We start from the raw sequence: 15,956 nt of genomic DNA, 5'->3' as shown, positions 1-15,956 counted from the left end.
GCCGGGCGGCGGGGACACGACGCTGCGGGCGTCGTCGGGCAGACGACGGGTGACGCCGCGGCGGTCCAGCAGTTCCAGCAGCGGCACCGCGACCCGGCGGGTGGTGTCGAGGGCCACCCGGGCGGCGCTGAGCGTGAACGGCTGCGGCAACCCGGCGAGGACCCGGGCGGCGGCGTCCACGGCCCCGGGCAACAGCACCACGGTGTCGGCCAGCCGCAGCAGCGCACCGGCCCGCACCGCCGCGCCGATTTCCCGGGGCCCGAGCCCCAGCTCGGCGAGGCGGTGCGCCTCCGGGGCCCGGAACGGGCGCTCGCCGCACTCGGCGCGAATCCGGGCCACCGCGCGGGCCACCAGCTCCGGCAACGCGTCGTCGGCCGACGCGGTGACCCGCCCGGCGACCAGCCGCAGCGGTGGGCGCACGAGGGCCTCCACGAGCGCTCGGTCGGGCAGGTCGAGCCGTCGGCGCAGCACGTCGACCGGGACGCCTGGCTCCAAGGGGTGCGCGGCGGCGTACCGGGTCGCCTCGGCGGTAAGCCGGGCCGACAAGGACCGCCAGTGGTCGGGGTCGGCGAGCCAGTCCCCGACGACCGGGGTTTCTGCGGTGACCGGCACCCCCATCCGGGTCAGCTCCCCCACCCGGACCAGGGCGCGGCGACGCAACTCCCCGGCCGCGTCGGGGCGACCGTCCAAGTCGGTGAGGACCCGGGCGCGGGCGGCAGCGGCCCCGCGCCGGGCCAGCGGCGGCGGGGCCACGTCCAGCACGGTCACCCCGCCGGCGATCAGGTGGCGGCCCGGGTCGCGCAGCAGCGCCCGGTCTCCGACGACCAGCGGCAGCGGCCGGGCCAGCCGCAGCCGGGCGGTGTCCGGGCCGAGCGGGCGCACCCGGGCGGCGACGGCGGCGGAGCCGACGTGCAGGGTGAGCGTGGCCGGCAGGTCGGCCGCCGGGTTCCCGGCGACCCGCACGTCGAGCAGATCGGTGCGGCCGAACCGGCCGGGGGTGAGCAGGGCCTCGCCCCGGCCCAGCCGGTCCCGGGGCACGTTGCGCAGGTTCACCGCCACCCGGGCCACCGCGTCGACCCGGTCGCGGGCGGCGCCGAGGCGGTGCAGGCCACGCACCCGCACCGGCTCGCCGCTGCCTGCCAGCTCCAGCTCGTCGCCGACGGCCAGCCGGCCGCCACCGAGGGTCCCGGTGACCACGGTGCCGCTGCCGGTGATGGTGAACGACCGGTCCACCCACAGCCGCACCGGCGCGTCGGCCGGTGGGTCGGGCAACCGGGCCGCCAGGCGGTCCAGGGCGGCCCGCAGCCGGGGCAGGCCAGCCCCGGTGACGGCACTGACCGCGACCGCCTCCACGTCACCGAGGCAGGTCGCGGCGAGCTGCGCGCGGGCCTGGGCCAGCGCCGGGCCCGGGTCGGCCAGGTCCGCGCGGGTCACCACCAGCAGCCCGTACGCCACGCCGAGCGCGTGCAGCGCGGCCAGGTGCTCGGCCGACTGCGGCATCCAGCCCTCATCGGCGGCGACGACGAACAGCGCGGCCGGGGCGGGGCCGACACCGGCGAGCATGTTCGGCACGAACCGCTCGTGGCCGGGCACGTCGACGAACGCGACGGTGTCCCCGGAGGGCAGTGTGGTCCAGGCGAAACCGAGGTCGATGGTCATGCCCCGGCGGCGTTCCTCGGCCCACCGGTCCGGTTCCATACCGGTCAGCGCCCGGACCAGGGTGGACTTGCCGTGGTCGACGTGCCCGGCGGTGGCCACCACCCTGGTCCGGGCCGTCGCCGCCGCACCGGTCCGCAGGCCCACGTCAGGCATCCCGTGGCACGGCCAGCACGGCGGCGCGCAGCGCGTCGTCGGCTTCGGCGGGGACGCAGCGCAGGTCCAGCAGCAGCCGGCCCCGGGCGACCCGGCCGAGCACGGGCGGGTCGCCGACGCGCAGCGGCCGGGCGTACCGCTCGGGCAGGGCCAGGGCCCACGAGTCCAGCTCGACGCCGGGCGCGCCGCCCCCGCCGACCACGGCGGCGGCGGGCACCACCTCGGCCCGGCAGCCGTCGGCGGCCAGCCGGTCGCGTAGGCGTTCGGTGCGCTGCCGCAGCGCGGCCGGGTCGGCGTGCAGGGCCGCCCGGGTGGGGGTGCCGGGGTCGTGCAGGGTGGCCGCCAGCGCGGCCAGGGTCAGCTTGTCGACCCGCAGGGCGCGGGCCAGTGGGTGACGGCGCAGCCGGTCGACCAGGTCGGCGTCGCCGAGCAGCAGCCCGGCCTGCGGGCCGCCGAGCAGCTTGTCGCCGCTGGCGGTGACCAGGTGCGCGCCGGCGCGCAGCGTGCGCGCCGCGTCCGGCTCGTCGGGCAGCAGCGGATCGGCGGCGAGCAGCCCGGAGCCGATGTCGGCGACGACCGGCACGCCCAGGGTGGCCAGCCGGGCCACGTCGACGGCGTGGGTGAAGCCGGCGACCACGAAGTTCGACGGGTGCACCTTCAGCACGAACCCGGTGCCGGGGCCGATCGCGGCGGCGTAGTCGGCGAGGGTGGTTCGGTTGGTGGTGCCCACCTCCCGCAGCCGCGCGCCGGTGCTGGCCAGCAGGTCCGGCAGGCGGAACCCGTCGCCGATCTCCACCAGCTCGCCCCGGCTGACCACGATCTCCCGGCCCGCCGCGAGGGCGGTGGCGGTCAGCGCCAGGGCCGCCGCGCCGTTGTTGACCACGTGCACGGCGCCCGCGTCGGGCACGGCGGCGGCGAGCGCGGCGAGGGCGTCGCGGCCACGCCGGGCCCGCCGCCCGGTGGTCAGGTCCAGCTCCACGTCGGTGTGCCCGGCGGCGGCGACCACGGCGGCCACGGCGGCGGCGGACAGCGGGGCCCGGCCCAGGTTGGTGTGCAGGACGACACCGGTGGCGTTGAGCACCGCCGCGGGGACGGCGGCGGGCAGCGCGGCGAGGGCGGCGTCACGTACCCGATCGGGGGGGATCTCACCGGCGCGGGCGCGGGCCTGCGCGGCGACGATCGCGGCCTTGACCCGATCGCGGCCGACCCTGCCGGCTGCGGCGGCCAGGCCCGGATCGGCCAGCAGGACGTCGGTGCGCGGGACCCGCCGTCGGGGATCGGCGTCGCGCATCGCGTCCTTCCCACGGGTTGCCTGGCGGAGACGGACGGGAATCGAACCCGCCTGGCCCGGATCCCGGACCACACCGGTTTTGAAGACCGGGAGGGGCACCAGCCACCCGAACGCCTCCACCGGCCATTGGACCACAGCGCCCCGCCCGGCGTGCGGGTAGCCCTCAGCCCCCGGTGGCGCGGCGCTCGACGCGCTCGCGCTGCGGGACCACCGTGTACTTCGGGTCGCGGGCGGAGGCGACGCCACCGTGGAAGATGCCGAACCGGGTGGCCACCGACGCGGCGAGCAGGGCCGCGCCGGACAGGCCGGAAAGCAACCGGCTGCGGCGGCCGACGAGCGCCCCGACCACCCCGGCGGCGGTCAGCGACCGGCCGGCGCGCAACAACCGGCCGGGGACGCCGGTGCGGTAGGGCTCACTGAGCAGGCCCAGGCGGCTCTCCACCCGGTGCACGCCCCACAGTTCCAGGGCCGCGCCGGCCACCGCCATCCGCCGGGCCGGGCCGGCCTGGGCGCAGGGCGCCGCGAGCAGGCCCACGCCGGCACCGCTGGCCAGGGCGCTGCCCGCGAAGACGGCCGGCAGTTGCGGGTACGCCTCGTGCCAGGACGGCACGGCCGTGTCGGCGAGCAGCACCCCGGTGTACGTGGCCAGGGCCGGCGCGGTCGCGGCGGCGACCAGGCCGGCAGCCCGCCCGGCGCCGGGCAGCAGCCGCCGCCCCAGGCCGAGCACGCCCCGCTCGGGCAGCCACGCGGCGGCCTCGGCGACGGCGGCGACCCCGGCGGCCGGGCCGAACACGGTGAGGACCCAGGTGCCCACCGACATCGGGGACGTCGGCTTCGCCACCCGCAGCATGTGGTGGAAGCGGGCCGGCCGGCCCAGGTCGTTGACGAGGAAGTACGCGCTGGTGGCGACCGCAGCCAGCGCGGTGACCCGGCCGGCGCGGCGCAGCGCCGGCCGTCCGGTGAGCTGCCCACCGGCGGCCAGCAGCGACGAACCGGCGGCCAGCCCGCCGGTGAACAGGTACGCCGCGATGTCCCACTTCCACACCGGCGGCTTGAGGATCGGCCGGCCGTAGTAGGAGGTGAACTCGGCCGGTGGGACGGTGAGCTGTTCCCCGCCGCCGCGCCCGCTTCGGAAGCGGCGGAACCGGTCCCCGACCGGGGGGTGCGCGCTCACGAGGAACCTCCGACGAACGCGGCGACGGCCGCCGCCGCCATGGCCAATGCGGCCAGCCCGGCACGCCTCCACATCCGGGGCAGGTCCCGGGTGGTGACCACCGGGTCGGGCGGCAGCCCGTACACCTCCGGGGCGTCCAGCAGCAGGAAGAACGCCCCGTCGCCGCCGACGCCGTCGGTGGGGTCGTGGCCGTACAGCCGGGCCTCCGGCACGCCGCGCTCGTGCAGGGTGGCCACCCGTTCGGCGGCCCGCTTTCGCAACTCGTCGAGGGGGCCGTACTGGATGGACTCGGTGGGGCAGGCCTGCGCGCAGGCGGGGGTCAGCCCCGCGCCGAGCCGGTCGTAGCACAGGGTGCACTTCCACGCCCGGCCGTCGCCCCTGCGCTGGTCGATCACCCCGTACGGGCAGGCCGGGATGCAGTAGCCGCAGCCGTTGCAGATGTCCTCCTGCACCACGACCGTGCCGAACTCGGTGCGAAACAGCGACCCGGTGGGGCAGACGTCGAGGCAGGCGGCGTGGGTGCAGTGCTTGCAGACGTCCGACATCATCAGCCAGCGGAAGTCGCTGCGCCCGGCCGCGCCGGTGCCCCGGCCGGGCGGCTGCGCGCCGGGCATGCCGAGAAACTGCGGGCCGGGACCCGCCGCCGCCGGGGCGGCGCTGCCCGCCGCGTCGGCGGCGGGGCGGGGCTGCTCGACGAACGCCACGTGCCGCCACGAGTTCGCGGTCAGCGCGCCGGTGTTGTCGTAGGACATGCCGAGCAGGTCCATCCCGGAGCCTGGCACGTCGTTCCACTCCTTGCAGGCGACCTCGCACGCCTTGCAGCCGATGCAGACGCTCGTGTCGGTGAAGAAGCCCATCCTGGGTGGGGCGTCGGTCCAGCCGGCGTCCGGCGCCGGGCCCAGCGGCCCGGAGCGGCTGTTGGCGTCAGGCATTCCCGCCCCCGCTCTGCTCGTCGGCCGACGCCTGCGCGGAGCGTTCGTCGGTGCTGTCTGCCGCGTCGTGGCCGCCCGCCGCTGCGGTGGTGACGATCGGGATCCTGCGCTGCGGGGTCATGCCGGCCCGCCGCCGGTAGTCGGCGACCATGTCGAGCAGGGCCGCGCCGGTGGGCCGCCGGCCGGGCCGCACGTCGCAGGTGCCGACCTTGCTCTCCTGGATCAGCACGTTCGGGTCCAGGGTGATGCCGAACAGGTCGTTGGCCGAGTCGCCGGTGACCAGACCCTCCGTGCCGAAATGGTACGGCAGCCAGAGCTGGTGGATGATCCGGCCGTCCACCCGCAGCGGGGTGAGCCGCTCGGTGACCAGCACCCTCGCCTCGATCACCGCCCGGCCGCTGACCAGGTGCGCCCAGCTCAGGTGGGCCAGCCCGGCCTCGGCGGCCAACTCCGGGGAGACCTCCACGAACATCTCCGGCTGCAACTCGGCCAGCGGACGCACGGTGCGGCTCATCCCGCCGGCGGTGTGGTGCTCGGTGAGCCGGCTGACCGTGAACACGTACGGGAAGACGCCGCTGTGCGCCTCCGGCGGGCTCGGGTTGATCGGGTTGATCGGATGCTCGTAGACCTTGCGGGTCGGGTTGGCCTGCTGGCCGTACACGGGGTTGCGCATCGGGGACTCGGCCGGCTCGTAGTGCGTCGGCAGCGGGCCGTCGAGCACCCCGCTGGGCGCGTACAGCCAGGCCTTTCCGTCGCTCTGCATGATGAACGCGTCGTCGCCGGCGAGGGCCGCCACGCCGGAGGCGCCCTGCGGGGGCCGGTACGTCGGCGGCTTCGTCCGCTCGAAGTCCGGCACGTCGTACCCGGTCCACTCCCCGGCGTCGGGGTCCCACCAGACGTACTTCTTGCGCTCGCTCCACGGGCGGCCCTGCGGATCGGCGGAGGCCCGGTTGTAGAGGATGCGGCGGTTCGCCGGCCACGCCCAGCCCCACTGCGCGGCCACCCAGTCCTGCTCGTGGCGGGGCCGGCGGCGGGCGGCCTGGTTGACGCCGTCGGCGTAGACGCCGGTGTAGATCCAGCAGCCGATCGCGGTGGAGCCGTCGTCGCGGGCCTGCGTGAACGCCGACAGCGGGCGGCCGGTGGCCACCTCGTACCCGTTGATCTCGCGCAGCACCGCCTCGGCGCTGGGCTCCGCGTGCGGGCCGTGCGTGGGGTAGTCCCAGGCCAGGTCGAGCAGCGCCCGGTCGCGCGGGTGCGGGGAGGTGGCCAGCTTCTCCCGCAGCCGGCGACCGAGGTGGTAGAAGAACCACAGCTCGGAGCGGGCGTCGCCCGGCGGGTCGACGGCCTTCTCCCGCCACTGCAACAGCCGCTGGGTCTGGGTGAACGTGCCCTCCTTCTCCACGTGCGACGCCGCCGGCAGAAAGAACACCTCCGTGCGGCACTGCTCCGGCGTGATCTCCCCGGTGGCCACCTCGGGGCTGTTCTTCCAGAACGTGGCGCTCTCGATGAGGAACAGGTCGCGCACGACCAGCCAGTCGAGGTTGGCCATGCCGAGGCGCTGGGCGCGGCCGTGCGCGGAGCCGACGGCCGGGTTCTGGCCGAGCAGGAAGTAGCCCTTGACCTTCCCGTCGATCATGTTGAGGACCTGCTGGTACGTGCCGTGGTCGCCGGTCATCCGGGGCAGGTAGCCGTAGCAGAAGTCGTTGTCCGGCCGCGCCGCGTCCCCCCAGTACGCCTTGAGCAGGCTCGCCGCGTACGCCCGGGAGTCGTCCCAGAAGCCCTTCTGGCCGCGGTGGCGGATGCTGTCGACCCAGTCGTCAAACGTCTCGTGGTCGGCGTGGTGCGGCATCGGCAGGTAGCCGGGGAGCAGGTTGTACAGCGTCGGGATGTCCGTGGAGCCCTGGATGCTGGCGTGCCCGCGCAGCGCCAGGATGCCGCCGCCGGGCCGGCCCATGTTGCCCAGCAGGGTCTGGATGATCGCGCCGGTGCGGATGTACTGCACGCCGACGCTGTGCTGCGTCCAGCCCACGGAGTAGACCAGCGCGCCGGTGCGTTCCCGGCCGGAGTTGTGCGTCCAGGCGCGGGCCAACTCCAGGAACTTCTCCTGCGGGATGCCGCAGACCCGCTCCACCATCTCCGGGGTGTAGCGGGCGAAGTGTCGCCGCAGGATCTGGTAGACGCAGCGCGGGTGCCGCAACGTCTCGTCCCGCGCGGTCTGCCCGGGCACCGGCATGCCGTGCGACTCGTGGCGCAGCCCGGCCGCGCTGTCGCGTTCCTTCCCGGTACCAATGATCTCGGCGTGGTCCTCGTGGCCGGCGTACTGCCAGCTCGACGTGTCGTACGAGCCGGTCTCGGGGCGGTAGCCGGAGAAGAGGCCGTCGAGGTCCTCCGTGTCGGCGAACTGCTCGCTGACGAGCGTCGCCGCGTTGGTGTACGCCAGCACGTACTCCCGGAAGTCCAGCTCGTTCTCCAGGATGTACCGCACGACGCCGCCGAGCAGCGCGATGTCGGTGCCCGCCCGGATCGGCAGGTACGTGTCGGCGACCGCGCTGGTCCGGGTGAACCGGGGGTCGACGTGGAAGACCTTCGCGCCGCGCCGCTTGGCCTCCATCACCCACTGGAAGCCCACGGGATGCGCCTCGGCCATGTTGGAGCCCTGGATGACGATGACGTCAGCGTTGACCAGGTCCTGTTGGAAGTCCGTCGCGCCGCCGCGACCGAAGCTGGTCCCCAGACCGGGGACGGTGGCGGAGTGTCAAATGCGGGCCTGGTTCTCGATCTGGAGCGCCCCCATCGCCGTGAACAGCTTCTTGATGAGGTAGTTCTCCTCGTTGTCCAGCGTCGCCCCGCCCAGACTGGAGATGCCCAGCGTGCGGCGCAGCGGCCGGCCGGCGTCGTCGACGTCCTCCCAGGTCGCCGCGCGGGCGGCGAGGATCCGGTCGGCGATCATGTCGACGGCCGTGTCGAGGTCCAGGTCCTCCCACTCGGTGGCGTACGGCCGGCGGTAGCGGACCCTCGTCTGGCGTAGCGGGCTGGTGACCAGGCTCTTGCTGGCCGAGCCCTTCGGGCACAGCCGGCCCCGGGAGATCGGGCTGTCCGGGTCCCCCTCGATCTGGGTGACCCGGCCGTCGGTGACGAAGACCCGCTGGCCGCAGCCGACCGCGCAGTAGGGGCAGATCGACCGGGCCACGCTGTCGGCGGTTTCGGTGCGGGCGGTCAGCGCCGCCGAGCGGGCCGACCGGGCTGCCGCGCCCCGGCCGAGCGGGTCGGTGCCGGTGAGCTGCCGGTAGACGGGCCAGCCCGCGATGAAAGTCCGCAGACCCATCGGGGGCACCCCCTCTGCCGGCGGCGGAAGCTGACCCTCTGAACATAGGCCAGCGCCCGGCGCGCCGCGACCCCGGCGGGTCTTCTCCCGCCGCCCGGGGGCGCCTCGGCCAGGGTGGGGCGGCACGGGGCGGGGGTCGCGCGCCGCCGACGCGGCCTGCGGCCCTCACGGCAGCCGGGAGCGGACCTTCGCGGCGCACCCGCGCAGCGCCCCGTGCGCGTCGACGCCGAGGCTCTCGATCGCCACCAGCGCCGTGAACGCGGCGTCGGCCAGCTCGGCCGCCACGTCGTCGCGGGTGTGGGTCACCCCCTTGCGCGGGTTCTGCCCGAGTGCGCCGATCCACGCCCCGGCGGCCTCCCCCGCCTCCTCGGTCAGCTTGAGGATCCGGCAGGTCAGCTCCGGGTCCCCGGTGCCGTTGGCAACGTCGAGCCAGCCCCGCAGGGCGCGCACCGACTCCCAGATCGACTCGTCCATCCGACCAGTGAACCGGACGGGGGTGACGATCCCCTGCCCGGGGGCGGTCGGCCCCGCCCCCGGGCAGGGACCGGTCCGACCGGCTCCGCGCAGGCGAATGAACCCGGTCCGTGGGCATTGGGGGTCAGGTCACCACAGCCGCGCGACGATGTCCGCGGCCTGCTCCTCCCACTGGGCGTACGCGTACGGGTATGCCGACACCTGCACCGTCTGCGCCGCGGCGGTCAGCGGCAGGTCCTGCCAGCCGCCGATGTTCTTCAGCGCGCCGAAGAACGCCTTCGAGGCGTACTCCGGGTCGGTGATCTGGTCGGGCGAGCCCCAACCGGACGACGGGCGCTGCTGGAACAGGCCCTGCGAGTCGTGGTCGTTGTACGCGCCCAGGTGGCCGAGGTTGTAGAGCTTCGACTCCTGCAACGAGGTGGCCACGCCGATCACCGCGCCGCGTTTGCCGACGCCGCTGTCCTTGGCGGCCTCGACGATGGCCCGGGCGTTCGCCAGCTGCGCGTCGTCGAGCGGGATGCGCGACTGCGCGCCCTCGACGCCGTGCGGGATCAGCTCGTCGCGGCTCGGCCGGCCCGCCGACGGGGTCGACTTGCTGGTGTTCTCGCCGGTGGTCAGCGCGGACTCGACGGTGGCCCCCTGGCGGGTCTTGCCGGTGGCCAGGTCGATGGCGGCGACGGCGCCCGTGTGCGGGCCGGTGGTGACCGGGGCGGCGACGGCCGTGGGGCCGAACGCCAGGCCGCCGAGGACGGCGATGCCGCTGATGGTCAGGACGGTCTTGCGGTTCGTGGTCTTCGCGATGGCCGGGAGCCATCGAGTGAAGTCTGCCTTCACGATGGTTGCCCTTTCGGTCGTCACGACGCGCTCCGGGTTGAGCGCCCCTCGAGACCCGCCCCGGCCGGCGGGGTTTACCGGCGGGCGGTACGGGGGACACAACCAGCTTCATGTGTCCGCCATTCCGGATATGCGGGACAACGCTCGGGGTGCGGCCCCGGTCACTGCGGGAATCGGACGACGCGGCCGGCACCGACCGGCTCGGGCGTTCCGAGCGGGCCGGGCTGTTGACCTTGACAGGACCGTGGCGCGGTGCAAATAATTCACCCATTGAACAAATCTCCTCCGCTCGCCGCCGACCACCTGGATCGCTCCCCCGCTGACCAACCGCGCCACCTGCCCCGTTCACGACACCCCCGGGAGGACCGATGCCACTCGTAGCCGGGGTCGACTCGTCGACCCAGTCGTGCAAAGTCGTCATCCGCGACGCCGAGAGCGGGGAGCTGGTGCGCGAGGGTCGTGCGCCGCACCCCGTCGGCACAGCCGTGCCACCGGCCGCGTGGGAGGCCGCGCTGTCCGACGCGGTCGCACAGGCCGGCGGACTGGACGACGTGGCGGCCGCCTCAGTCGCCGGGCAGCAGCAGGGGATGGTGTGCCTGGACGCCGCGGGCGCGGTGGTCCGGGACGCCGTGCTGTGGAACGACACCCGCTCGGCCGGCGCCGCCGCCGACCTGATCTCGGATCTCGGCGGCGGCGAAGCGGGGCAGCGGGCCTGGGCGGAGGCGGTCGGCCTGGTGCCGGTGGCCAGCTTCACCGTCACCAAGCTGCGCTGGCTGGCCTCGGCGGAGCCGGACAACGCCGCCCGTACGGCTGCGGTGTGTCTGCCGCACGACTGGCTGACCTGGCGACTTGCCGGCACACCGGGGCTCGATGCGCTGCGCACCGACCGCAGCGAGGCCAGCGGGACCGGATACTGGTCGGCCGCGACCGGTGACTATCGCCTGGACCTGCTCCGGTTGGCGTTCGGGCGCGACGACGTGCTGCTGCCGCAGGTGCTCGGGCCGACCGGTCGGGCCGGGCACCTGCGCACCGGTGCCCCGCTGGGCCCCGGCGCCGGCGACTGCGCCGCAGCGGCGCTGGGCGTCGGCGCCGAGTCGGGCGACGTGATCGTGTCGATCGGTACCTCCGGCATAGTGTCCACCGTTTCCGACGTGCCGGCCGCAGACCCGAGCGGGATCGTGGCCGGGTTCGCCGACACGACCGGCCGCTTCCTGCCGTTGGTGTGCACGCTCAACGCCGCCCGGGTGCTGGACGCGGCGGCGACCATGCTGCGGGTGGACCACGCAGAGCTGTCCGCGCTGGCGCTGTCCGCCCCGCCGGGCGCCGACGGGCTGGTCTTGGTGCCCTACCTCGAGGGCGAGCGCACACCGAACCGTCCACACGCCACCGGAGCCGTGCACGGCCTGACCCTGCGGACCTCGACCCCCGCGCACCTGGCCCGCGCGGCGGTGGAGGGCATGCTGTGCGCACTCGCCGACGGGCTGGACGCGATGATCGCGCAGGGCACGACGGTCGACCGGGTCGTCCTGGTCGGCGGCGGCGCCCGATCGGAGGCGGTACGCCGGATCGCGCCTACGGTCTTCGGCCGGCCCGTGCTCGTGCCACCACTGGCGGAGTACGTCGCCGACGGCGCCGCCCGCCAGGCGGCCTGGGTGTTGTCGGGCGGGCAGCAGCCGCCGTCGTGGACGGTCGGGCAGGTCGAGATGTACGAGGCGGACGCCGTGCCGGCGGTCCGCGAACGGTACGCGGCGGCCCGCGCGAACGCCCCCGACCGCGCCGACTGACGGCGTCATCGCCACGACGGGTCTGGTCGACCCGGAACTGGGGCGCGCCGGGCGACCGCTCGGCCAGCCGGCGTACCGATGGCCGAGGTGGCGCTGTGGCCTGGCCGCCGCGGTGCCGGGCGCACGGGGGCGTCAGTGGCCCCGGGCCAGCCACTGATCGAGTTGCGGGGCCACCCGCACGTGGTCGTCGTGGGCGTGGGTGGCCAGGATCGCCACCACGCGGCGGCCGCCGACGGTACGCATGATCGCGTCGACGTCGTGCGGCGCGTCGACGACGACGCACTCGTTGTCGTCGCCCACCACCCAGACGTTGTTGTCGACGTCGGAGGTCTGCCCGTCGACGGAGAACGTGCCGGAGGTGACGGTGTGGTCGACGCGGGCGGTCACGGGAAGACCACCACCGAGCGCAGCACGTCGCCGTGGTGCATCCGGGTGAACGCCTCCTCGACCTGGTCCAGGGCGATCTCCTCGGTGACGAACGCGTCCAGGTCGAGCCGGCCCTGCAGGTACAGCTCGGTGAGCAGGGGGAAGTCGCGGCTGGGCAGGCAGTCGCCGTACCAGCTCGACTTGAGGGCCCCGCCGCGCCCGAAGACGTCCAGCAGGGGTAGCTCCACCTTCACCTGCGCAGTGGGCACGCCGACCAGCACGACCGTGCCGGCGAGGTCGCGGGCGTAGAACGCCTGCTTCCAGGTCTCGGGCCGGCCGACGGCGTCGATGACGACGTCCGCGCCGAAGCCGCCGGTGGCGGCCCGGATCGCCTCGACCGGGTCGTCTGCGGAGGCGTTGACGGTGTGGGTGGCGCCGAACCTGCGGGCCCAGTCGAGCTTGCGGGGGTCGACGTCCACCGCGATGATCGTCGTCGCCCCGGCCAGGGCGGCACCGGCCACGGCGGCGTCGCCGACCCCGCCACAGCCGATGACGGCCACGGAGTCACCGCGGGTGACGCCCCCGGTGTTCATCGCCGCGCCGAGGCCGGCCATCACCCCGCAGCCGAGCAGGCCGACGGCGGCGGGCCGCGCGGCCGGGTTGACCTTCGTGCACTGCCCGGCGTGCACGAGGGTCTTCTCGGCGAACGCGCCGATGCCCAGCGCCGGGGACAGCGCGGTGCCGTCGGTGAGCGTCATCTTCTGCGCGGCGTTGTGGGTGGCGAAGCAGTACCACGGCCGGCCACGGCGGCAGGCGCGGCAGACCCCGCAGACGGCCCGCCAGTTCAACACCACGAAGTCGCCGGGGGCCACCTCGGTGACGCCGTCGCCGACCCGCTCGACGGTTCCGGCGGCCTCGTGGCCGAGCAGGAACGGGAACTCGTCGTTGATGCCGCCCTCGCGGTAGTGCAGGTCGGTGTGGCAGACCCCGCACGCCTGGACGCGGACCACCGCCTCGCCGGGCCCCGGGTCGGGCACCACGACGGTGGTGACCTCGACCGGCGCGCCCTTGCTGCGTGAAACGACTCCCCGGACTTCCTGGCTCACAGTTTCCTCCTGATCCACGCGCTGTCGGTGTCGCCGGCGCCGGGCCGCAGGGCCGGGGCCGGCGACGCGGTGCGCCGTCGGGCCGCCCGCGCCGGGCACGCTCCACAGTGAAACTACCGCTGTGGCGCGGATGCGTGCTGGCCCTGACAGCCGTCAGGTGCGGGGCGTGACGACGGCCCGCGGGGCGATCGGGAGGTCTCCATTCCTTCGACTGGGAACGGCAAGCGCAGCTGGTACTCGCGCTACGTCGCGGCGCTCAACGCCCACCAGTTCGACGGCATGGATCAGTGGCTCGGTGCTGCTCCTTCCGGCGCCTCGGTCGAGATCGCCGAGCACAAAATCAGCGACGGCCGATTCGTGCGGATGACGGCCCTGCGCGATCTGGCCGAGACGCATCGGCGACTGGCCACCTGACATCAGGGATCGACGTGGCGTGGGCCCTTGGCGCGACCCTGTGGCGTGCGCCACCCGGCGGACACGCCGGTGCCGGGCGGCGGCATCGGAACGGACTGGGCAGAATCAACACATGTCTTCCCGCCGGTGGCTGCTCGCCGATCAACTCGGGCCCCACTTCCTCGACGATCCGGCGCAGCCGGTGCTGCTCGTGGAAGCCCGGGAGCTGTTCCGGCAGCGCCCGATGCACCGGCAGAAGGCCCACCTGGTGCTCTCGGCGCTGCGGCACCGGGCCGCCGAGCTGGGTGACCGGGCCCTACTGGTGCGCGCCGGCACGTTCCGGGAGGCGCTGGCCCGCGTCGACGGGCCGGTCGAGGTCTGCCACCCGCCGTCGCGGGCCGGGCTGGCCTTCGCCCGGTCGGTGCCGGGGCTGACCATCCTGCCGCCACGCGGCTTCCTCACCCGCCGGGAGGACTTCGCGGCGTGGGCCGACGCCCCCCGCCGGGGGGCGCTGCGGGTGGCGGACTTCTACCGCTGGGCCCGGCGCGAACGCGGCGTGTTCGACGGTCCGCCTGGGCGGGTCCCCCGCCGGCCCCGGCGGGCCGACGGCGCGGCCGGGCTGGTGGCGTCCCCTCCCCCACCGATCGTGGAGGACGCGATCGACGCGGAGGTCCGCGACGAGTTGGACCGCTGGGAGCGCGACGGCGTCCGGTTCCTCGGCCGGGACGGCCCGCGCCGCTACCCGGCCACCCACGCCGAGGCCGACGCGCGGCTGCGGCACTTCGTGGCGCACCGGCTGCCCGACTACGGCCGGTACCAGGAGGTGATGAGCGCGGGCGACCCGCTGCTGACGCACAGTGTGCTGTCGTCGTCGTTCAACCTGGGGCTGCTCGACCCTGCGGAGGCGATCCGGGCCGCCGAGGGCGCCTGGCGCAAGGGGGCCGCGTCGTTGTCGGCCGTGGAGCCGTTCGTCCAGGGCCTGCTCGGCTGGCGGGAGTTCCTCTGGCAGCTGTACTGGTACCTCGAGCCGGGCCACCGGGGCGCCAGCTGGCTGGCCGCGAACGAGCCGCTGCCCGACTGGTTCGCTGGCCTGGACGCCGACGCCGTGGAGGCGCGTTGCCTGGCCGACGTGCTCGCCGGGGTCCGGGACCGCGCCTGGGTGCACCATGCGCAGCGGCTGCTGGTGCTCGGCAACTACGCGTTGCAACGCGGCTGGCGGCCGGCGGAGCTGGCAAGCTGGTTCCGGGACTGTTTCGTCGACGGCACCGACTGGGCGATGAACGCGACCGTGATCGGGATGAGCCAGTACGCCGACCTGGGCCGCGTCGACACCCGCCCGTACGCGGTCGACGGCCGGTACGTCGACGAGCTGAGCGACTACTGCACGGGGTGCCGGTACCAGCCGGAGACGACGCTGGGCGATCTGGCCTGCCCGTACACCGGGGGGTTCGACGCCTTCCTGCACCGCAACCACGACCGGCTCGCCGGCGACCTGCGGCTCGCCGCGGAACTGGCCGAACGCGACGATCCGCAGCTACGGGACGCGGTGCTGGCCCAGGAGGAGAAGCGCGGCAGCAGCCCACCCTGAACGCTGCCCCCGGCGGGACGGCGGGGGCAGCGTCGGTCAGCGGTCAGCGGCGTGCCCGGCCCAGAAGCCGGTGACCAGCCGGTGGAACTCCTCGGCCCGCTCGACCTGCGGCAGGTGGCCGGTGTCGGCGAACAGGTGCGTGCGGGCCCGGGGCAGTCGGATGCGGGCCGCGTCGAGGTGCGCGGCGGGCAGGATCAGGTCCCGCTCGCCCCAGACGACCAGGATGGGCAGGTCCAGCCGGGCCACCGCGTCGAGCAGTTCCTCCCGCCACGGCCCGGCGACGCCCCCGAACGTGCCGAGGCTGCCGACGAGTTCCAGCATCACCCGGGCGGCGTGCGGTCGCCGGGCCGCCGCCATCGCCTCGGCGAGGCGGGTCTCGGTGACGTACCGCCGGTCGTGGAACAGGGCCCGCTCGGTGCGCCGGGCCACGGCCCGGCTCGGTCGCAGCAGCAGCCGGCCCAACGGCCGCAGCGCCAGCAGCCGCAGCGCGAGCGTCACCTCCCGACCGAAGCCGGCGCTGTCGACCAGCACCAGGCTGGCCGCGCGGGCCGGGGCGTCGACGGCCAGCCGCATGGCGACCGCCCCACCGAGGGAGTTGCCGACCAGGTGGGCGGGGCCGGCCACGCCGAGCGCGTCGAGGCAGTCGGCGGCGGCCCGGGCCAGCGCCGGCAGGGTGTGCGGCTCGTCCAGCGGCGCGGACCCGCCGTGCCCGGCCAGGTCGAGGCTGACCACCCGGTGATCGCGGGCGAGCCGGTCGTGCAGCTCGGCGAAGTCGGCGAGGGTGCGGCCGATGCCGTGCAGCAGCACCACCAGCGGGCCGTCGCCGGCCACCCGGCACCGGGAGGCGCGCCCCCGCACGGTGACGATGGTGTCGACC

The 15,956-nt window shown here is 75.2% G+C and carries 12 protein-coding genes, 1 tRNA gene and 1 pseudogene; 3 read left to right on the top strand and 11 right to left on the bottom strand.

Going from position 1 to position 15,956, the window contains the following annotated elements:
- The 8 genes from selB to E1258_RS19890 form a co-directional block, all read right to left on the bottom strand.
- Window positions 1–1,803: selenocysteine-specific translation elongation factor (gene selB / locus E1258_RS19930; RefSeq protein WP_371688646.1), on the bottom strand; the 1,803-nt coding region annotated here is incomplete at its 3' end.
- 1 nt (window position 1,804) lies between these two features.
- Window positions 1,805–3,103 (bottom strand): L-seryl-tRNA(Sec) selenium transferase, encoded by a 1,299-nt coding sequence (gene selA / locus E1258_RS19925; protein ID WP_132403470.1) that lies wholly within the window; start codon window positions 3,101–3,103, stop codon window positions 1,805–1,807.
- 22 nt (window positions 3,104–3,125) lie between these two features.
- Window positions 3,126–3,221: transfer RNA gene (locus E1258_RS19920), tRNA-Sec, on the bottom strand.
- Between the two features lie 45 nt (window positions 3,222–3,266).
- Window positions 3,267–4,277 carry an NrfD/PsrC family molybdoenzyme membrane anchor subunit gene (gene nrfD / locus E1258_RS19915; RefSeq protein WP_243715577.1) on the bottom strand — a complete coding sequence of 337 codons (1,011 nt, stop codon included), beginning with the start codon at window positions 4,275–4,277 and terminating at the stop codon, window positions 3,267–3,269.
- Window positions 4,274–5,209 (bottom strand): 4Fe-4S dicluster domain-containing protein, encoded by a 936-nt coding sequence (locus E1258_RS19910; RefSeq protein ID WP_132403464.1) that lies wholly within the window; start codon window positions 5,207–5,209, stop codon window positions 4,274–4,276. The genes nrfD and E1258_RS19910 overlap by 4 nt, the downstream gene beginning before the upstream one ends.
- Window positions 5,202–8,534: a formate dehydrogenase gene (fdh, locus tag E1258_RS19905; RefSeq protein WP_243715576.1), complete on the bottom strand. Its 3,333-nt coding sequence runs from the start codon at window positions 8,532–8,534 to the stop codon at window positions 5,202–5,204. Before fdh ends, E1258_RS19910 begins: the two co-directional genes overlap by 8 nt.
- 165 nt (window positions 8,535–8,699) lie before the next feature.
- Window positions 8,700–9,008: a MazG-like family protein gene (locus tag E1258_RS19895; protein ID WP_132403455.1), complete on the bottom strand. Its 309-nt coding sequence runs from the start codon at window positions 9,006–9,008 to the stop codon at window positions 8,700–8,702.
- A gap of 129 nt (window positions 9,009–9,137) precedes the next feature.
- Window positions 9,138–9,842, bottom strand: coding sequence for a hypothetical protein (locus E1258_RS19890; RefSeq protein WP_132403479.1), 705 nt, complete (start codon window positions 9,840–9,842; stop codon window positions 9,138–9,140).
- Window positions 9,843–10,210: 368 nt separating this feature from the next.
- Here E1258_RS19890 and E1258_RS19885 point away from each other — a divergent pair, with 368 nt between their 5' ends.
- A complete protein-coding gene (locus E1258_RS19885) occupies window positions 10,211–11,626 on the top strand; it encodes a xylulokinase (protein ID WP_132403452.1) in 1,416 nt (471 codons plus the stop codon).
- A 159-nt stretch (window positions 11,627–11,785) separates the two neighbouring features.
- On the opposite strand, the pseudogene E1258_RS19880 reads toward E1258_RS19885, so the two are convergent.
- Window positions 11,786–12,013, bottom strand: a pseudogene (locus E1258_RS19880) (MBL fold metallo-hydrolase); the annotation flags it as partial.
- The gene (locus E1258_RS19875) at window positions 12,010–13,098 is read right to left on the bottom strand and encodes an S-(hydroxymethyl)mycothiol dehydrogenase (protein WP_132403449.1); all 1,089 of its coding nucleotides are present in this window, start codon (window positions 13,096–13,098) and stop codon (window positions 12,010–12,012) included. The pseudogene E1258_RS19880 and the gene E1258_RS19875, both read right to left, overlap by 4 nt.
- Window positions 13,099–13,377: 279 nt before the next feature.
- Here E1258_RS19875 and E1258_RS35460 point away from each other — a divergent pair, with 279 nt between their 5' ends.
- Window positions 13,378–13,512, top strand: a complete 135-nt coding sequence (locus E1258_RS35460) for a hypothetical protein (protein ID WP_256371019.1) — start codon at window positions 13,378–13,380, stop codon at window positions 13,510–13,512.
- 112 nt (window positions 13,513–13,624) lie between these two features.
- Window positions 13,625–15,079, top strand: a complete 1,455-nt coding sequence (locus tag E1258_RS19865) for a cryptochrome/photolyase family protein (RefSeq protein WP_165949845.1) — start codon at window positions 13,625–13,627, stop codon at window positions 15,077–15,079.
- Between the two features lie 36 nt (window positions 15,080–15,115).
- Here the strand turns inward: E1258_RS19865 and E1258_RS19860 are convergent, their stop codons facing one another.
- Entirely contained in the window at window positions 15,116–15,937 is an 822-nt protein-coding gene (locus E1258_RS19860) for an alpha/beta fold hydrolase (RefSeq protein ID WP_243715578.1), read from the bottom strand.
- Window positions 15,938–15,956: the final 19 nt, after the last annotated feature.

Source organism: Micromonospora sp. KC207, assembly GCF_004348615.1.
Taxonomy (GTDB): domain Bacteria; phylum Actinomycetota; class Actinomycetes; order Mycobacteriales; family Micromonosporaceae; genus Micromonospora.
This window is presented reverse-complemented; position numbering and strand designations above follow the sequence as displayed.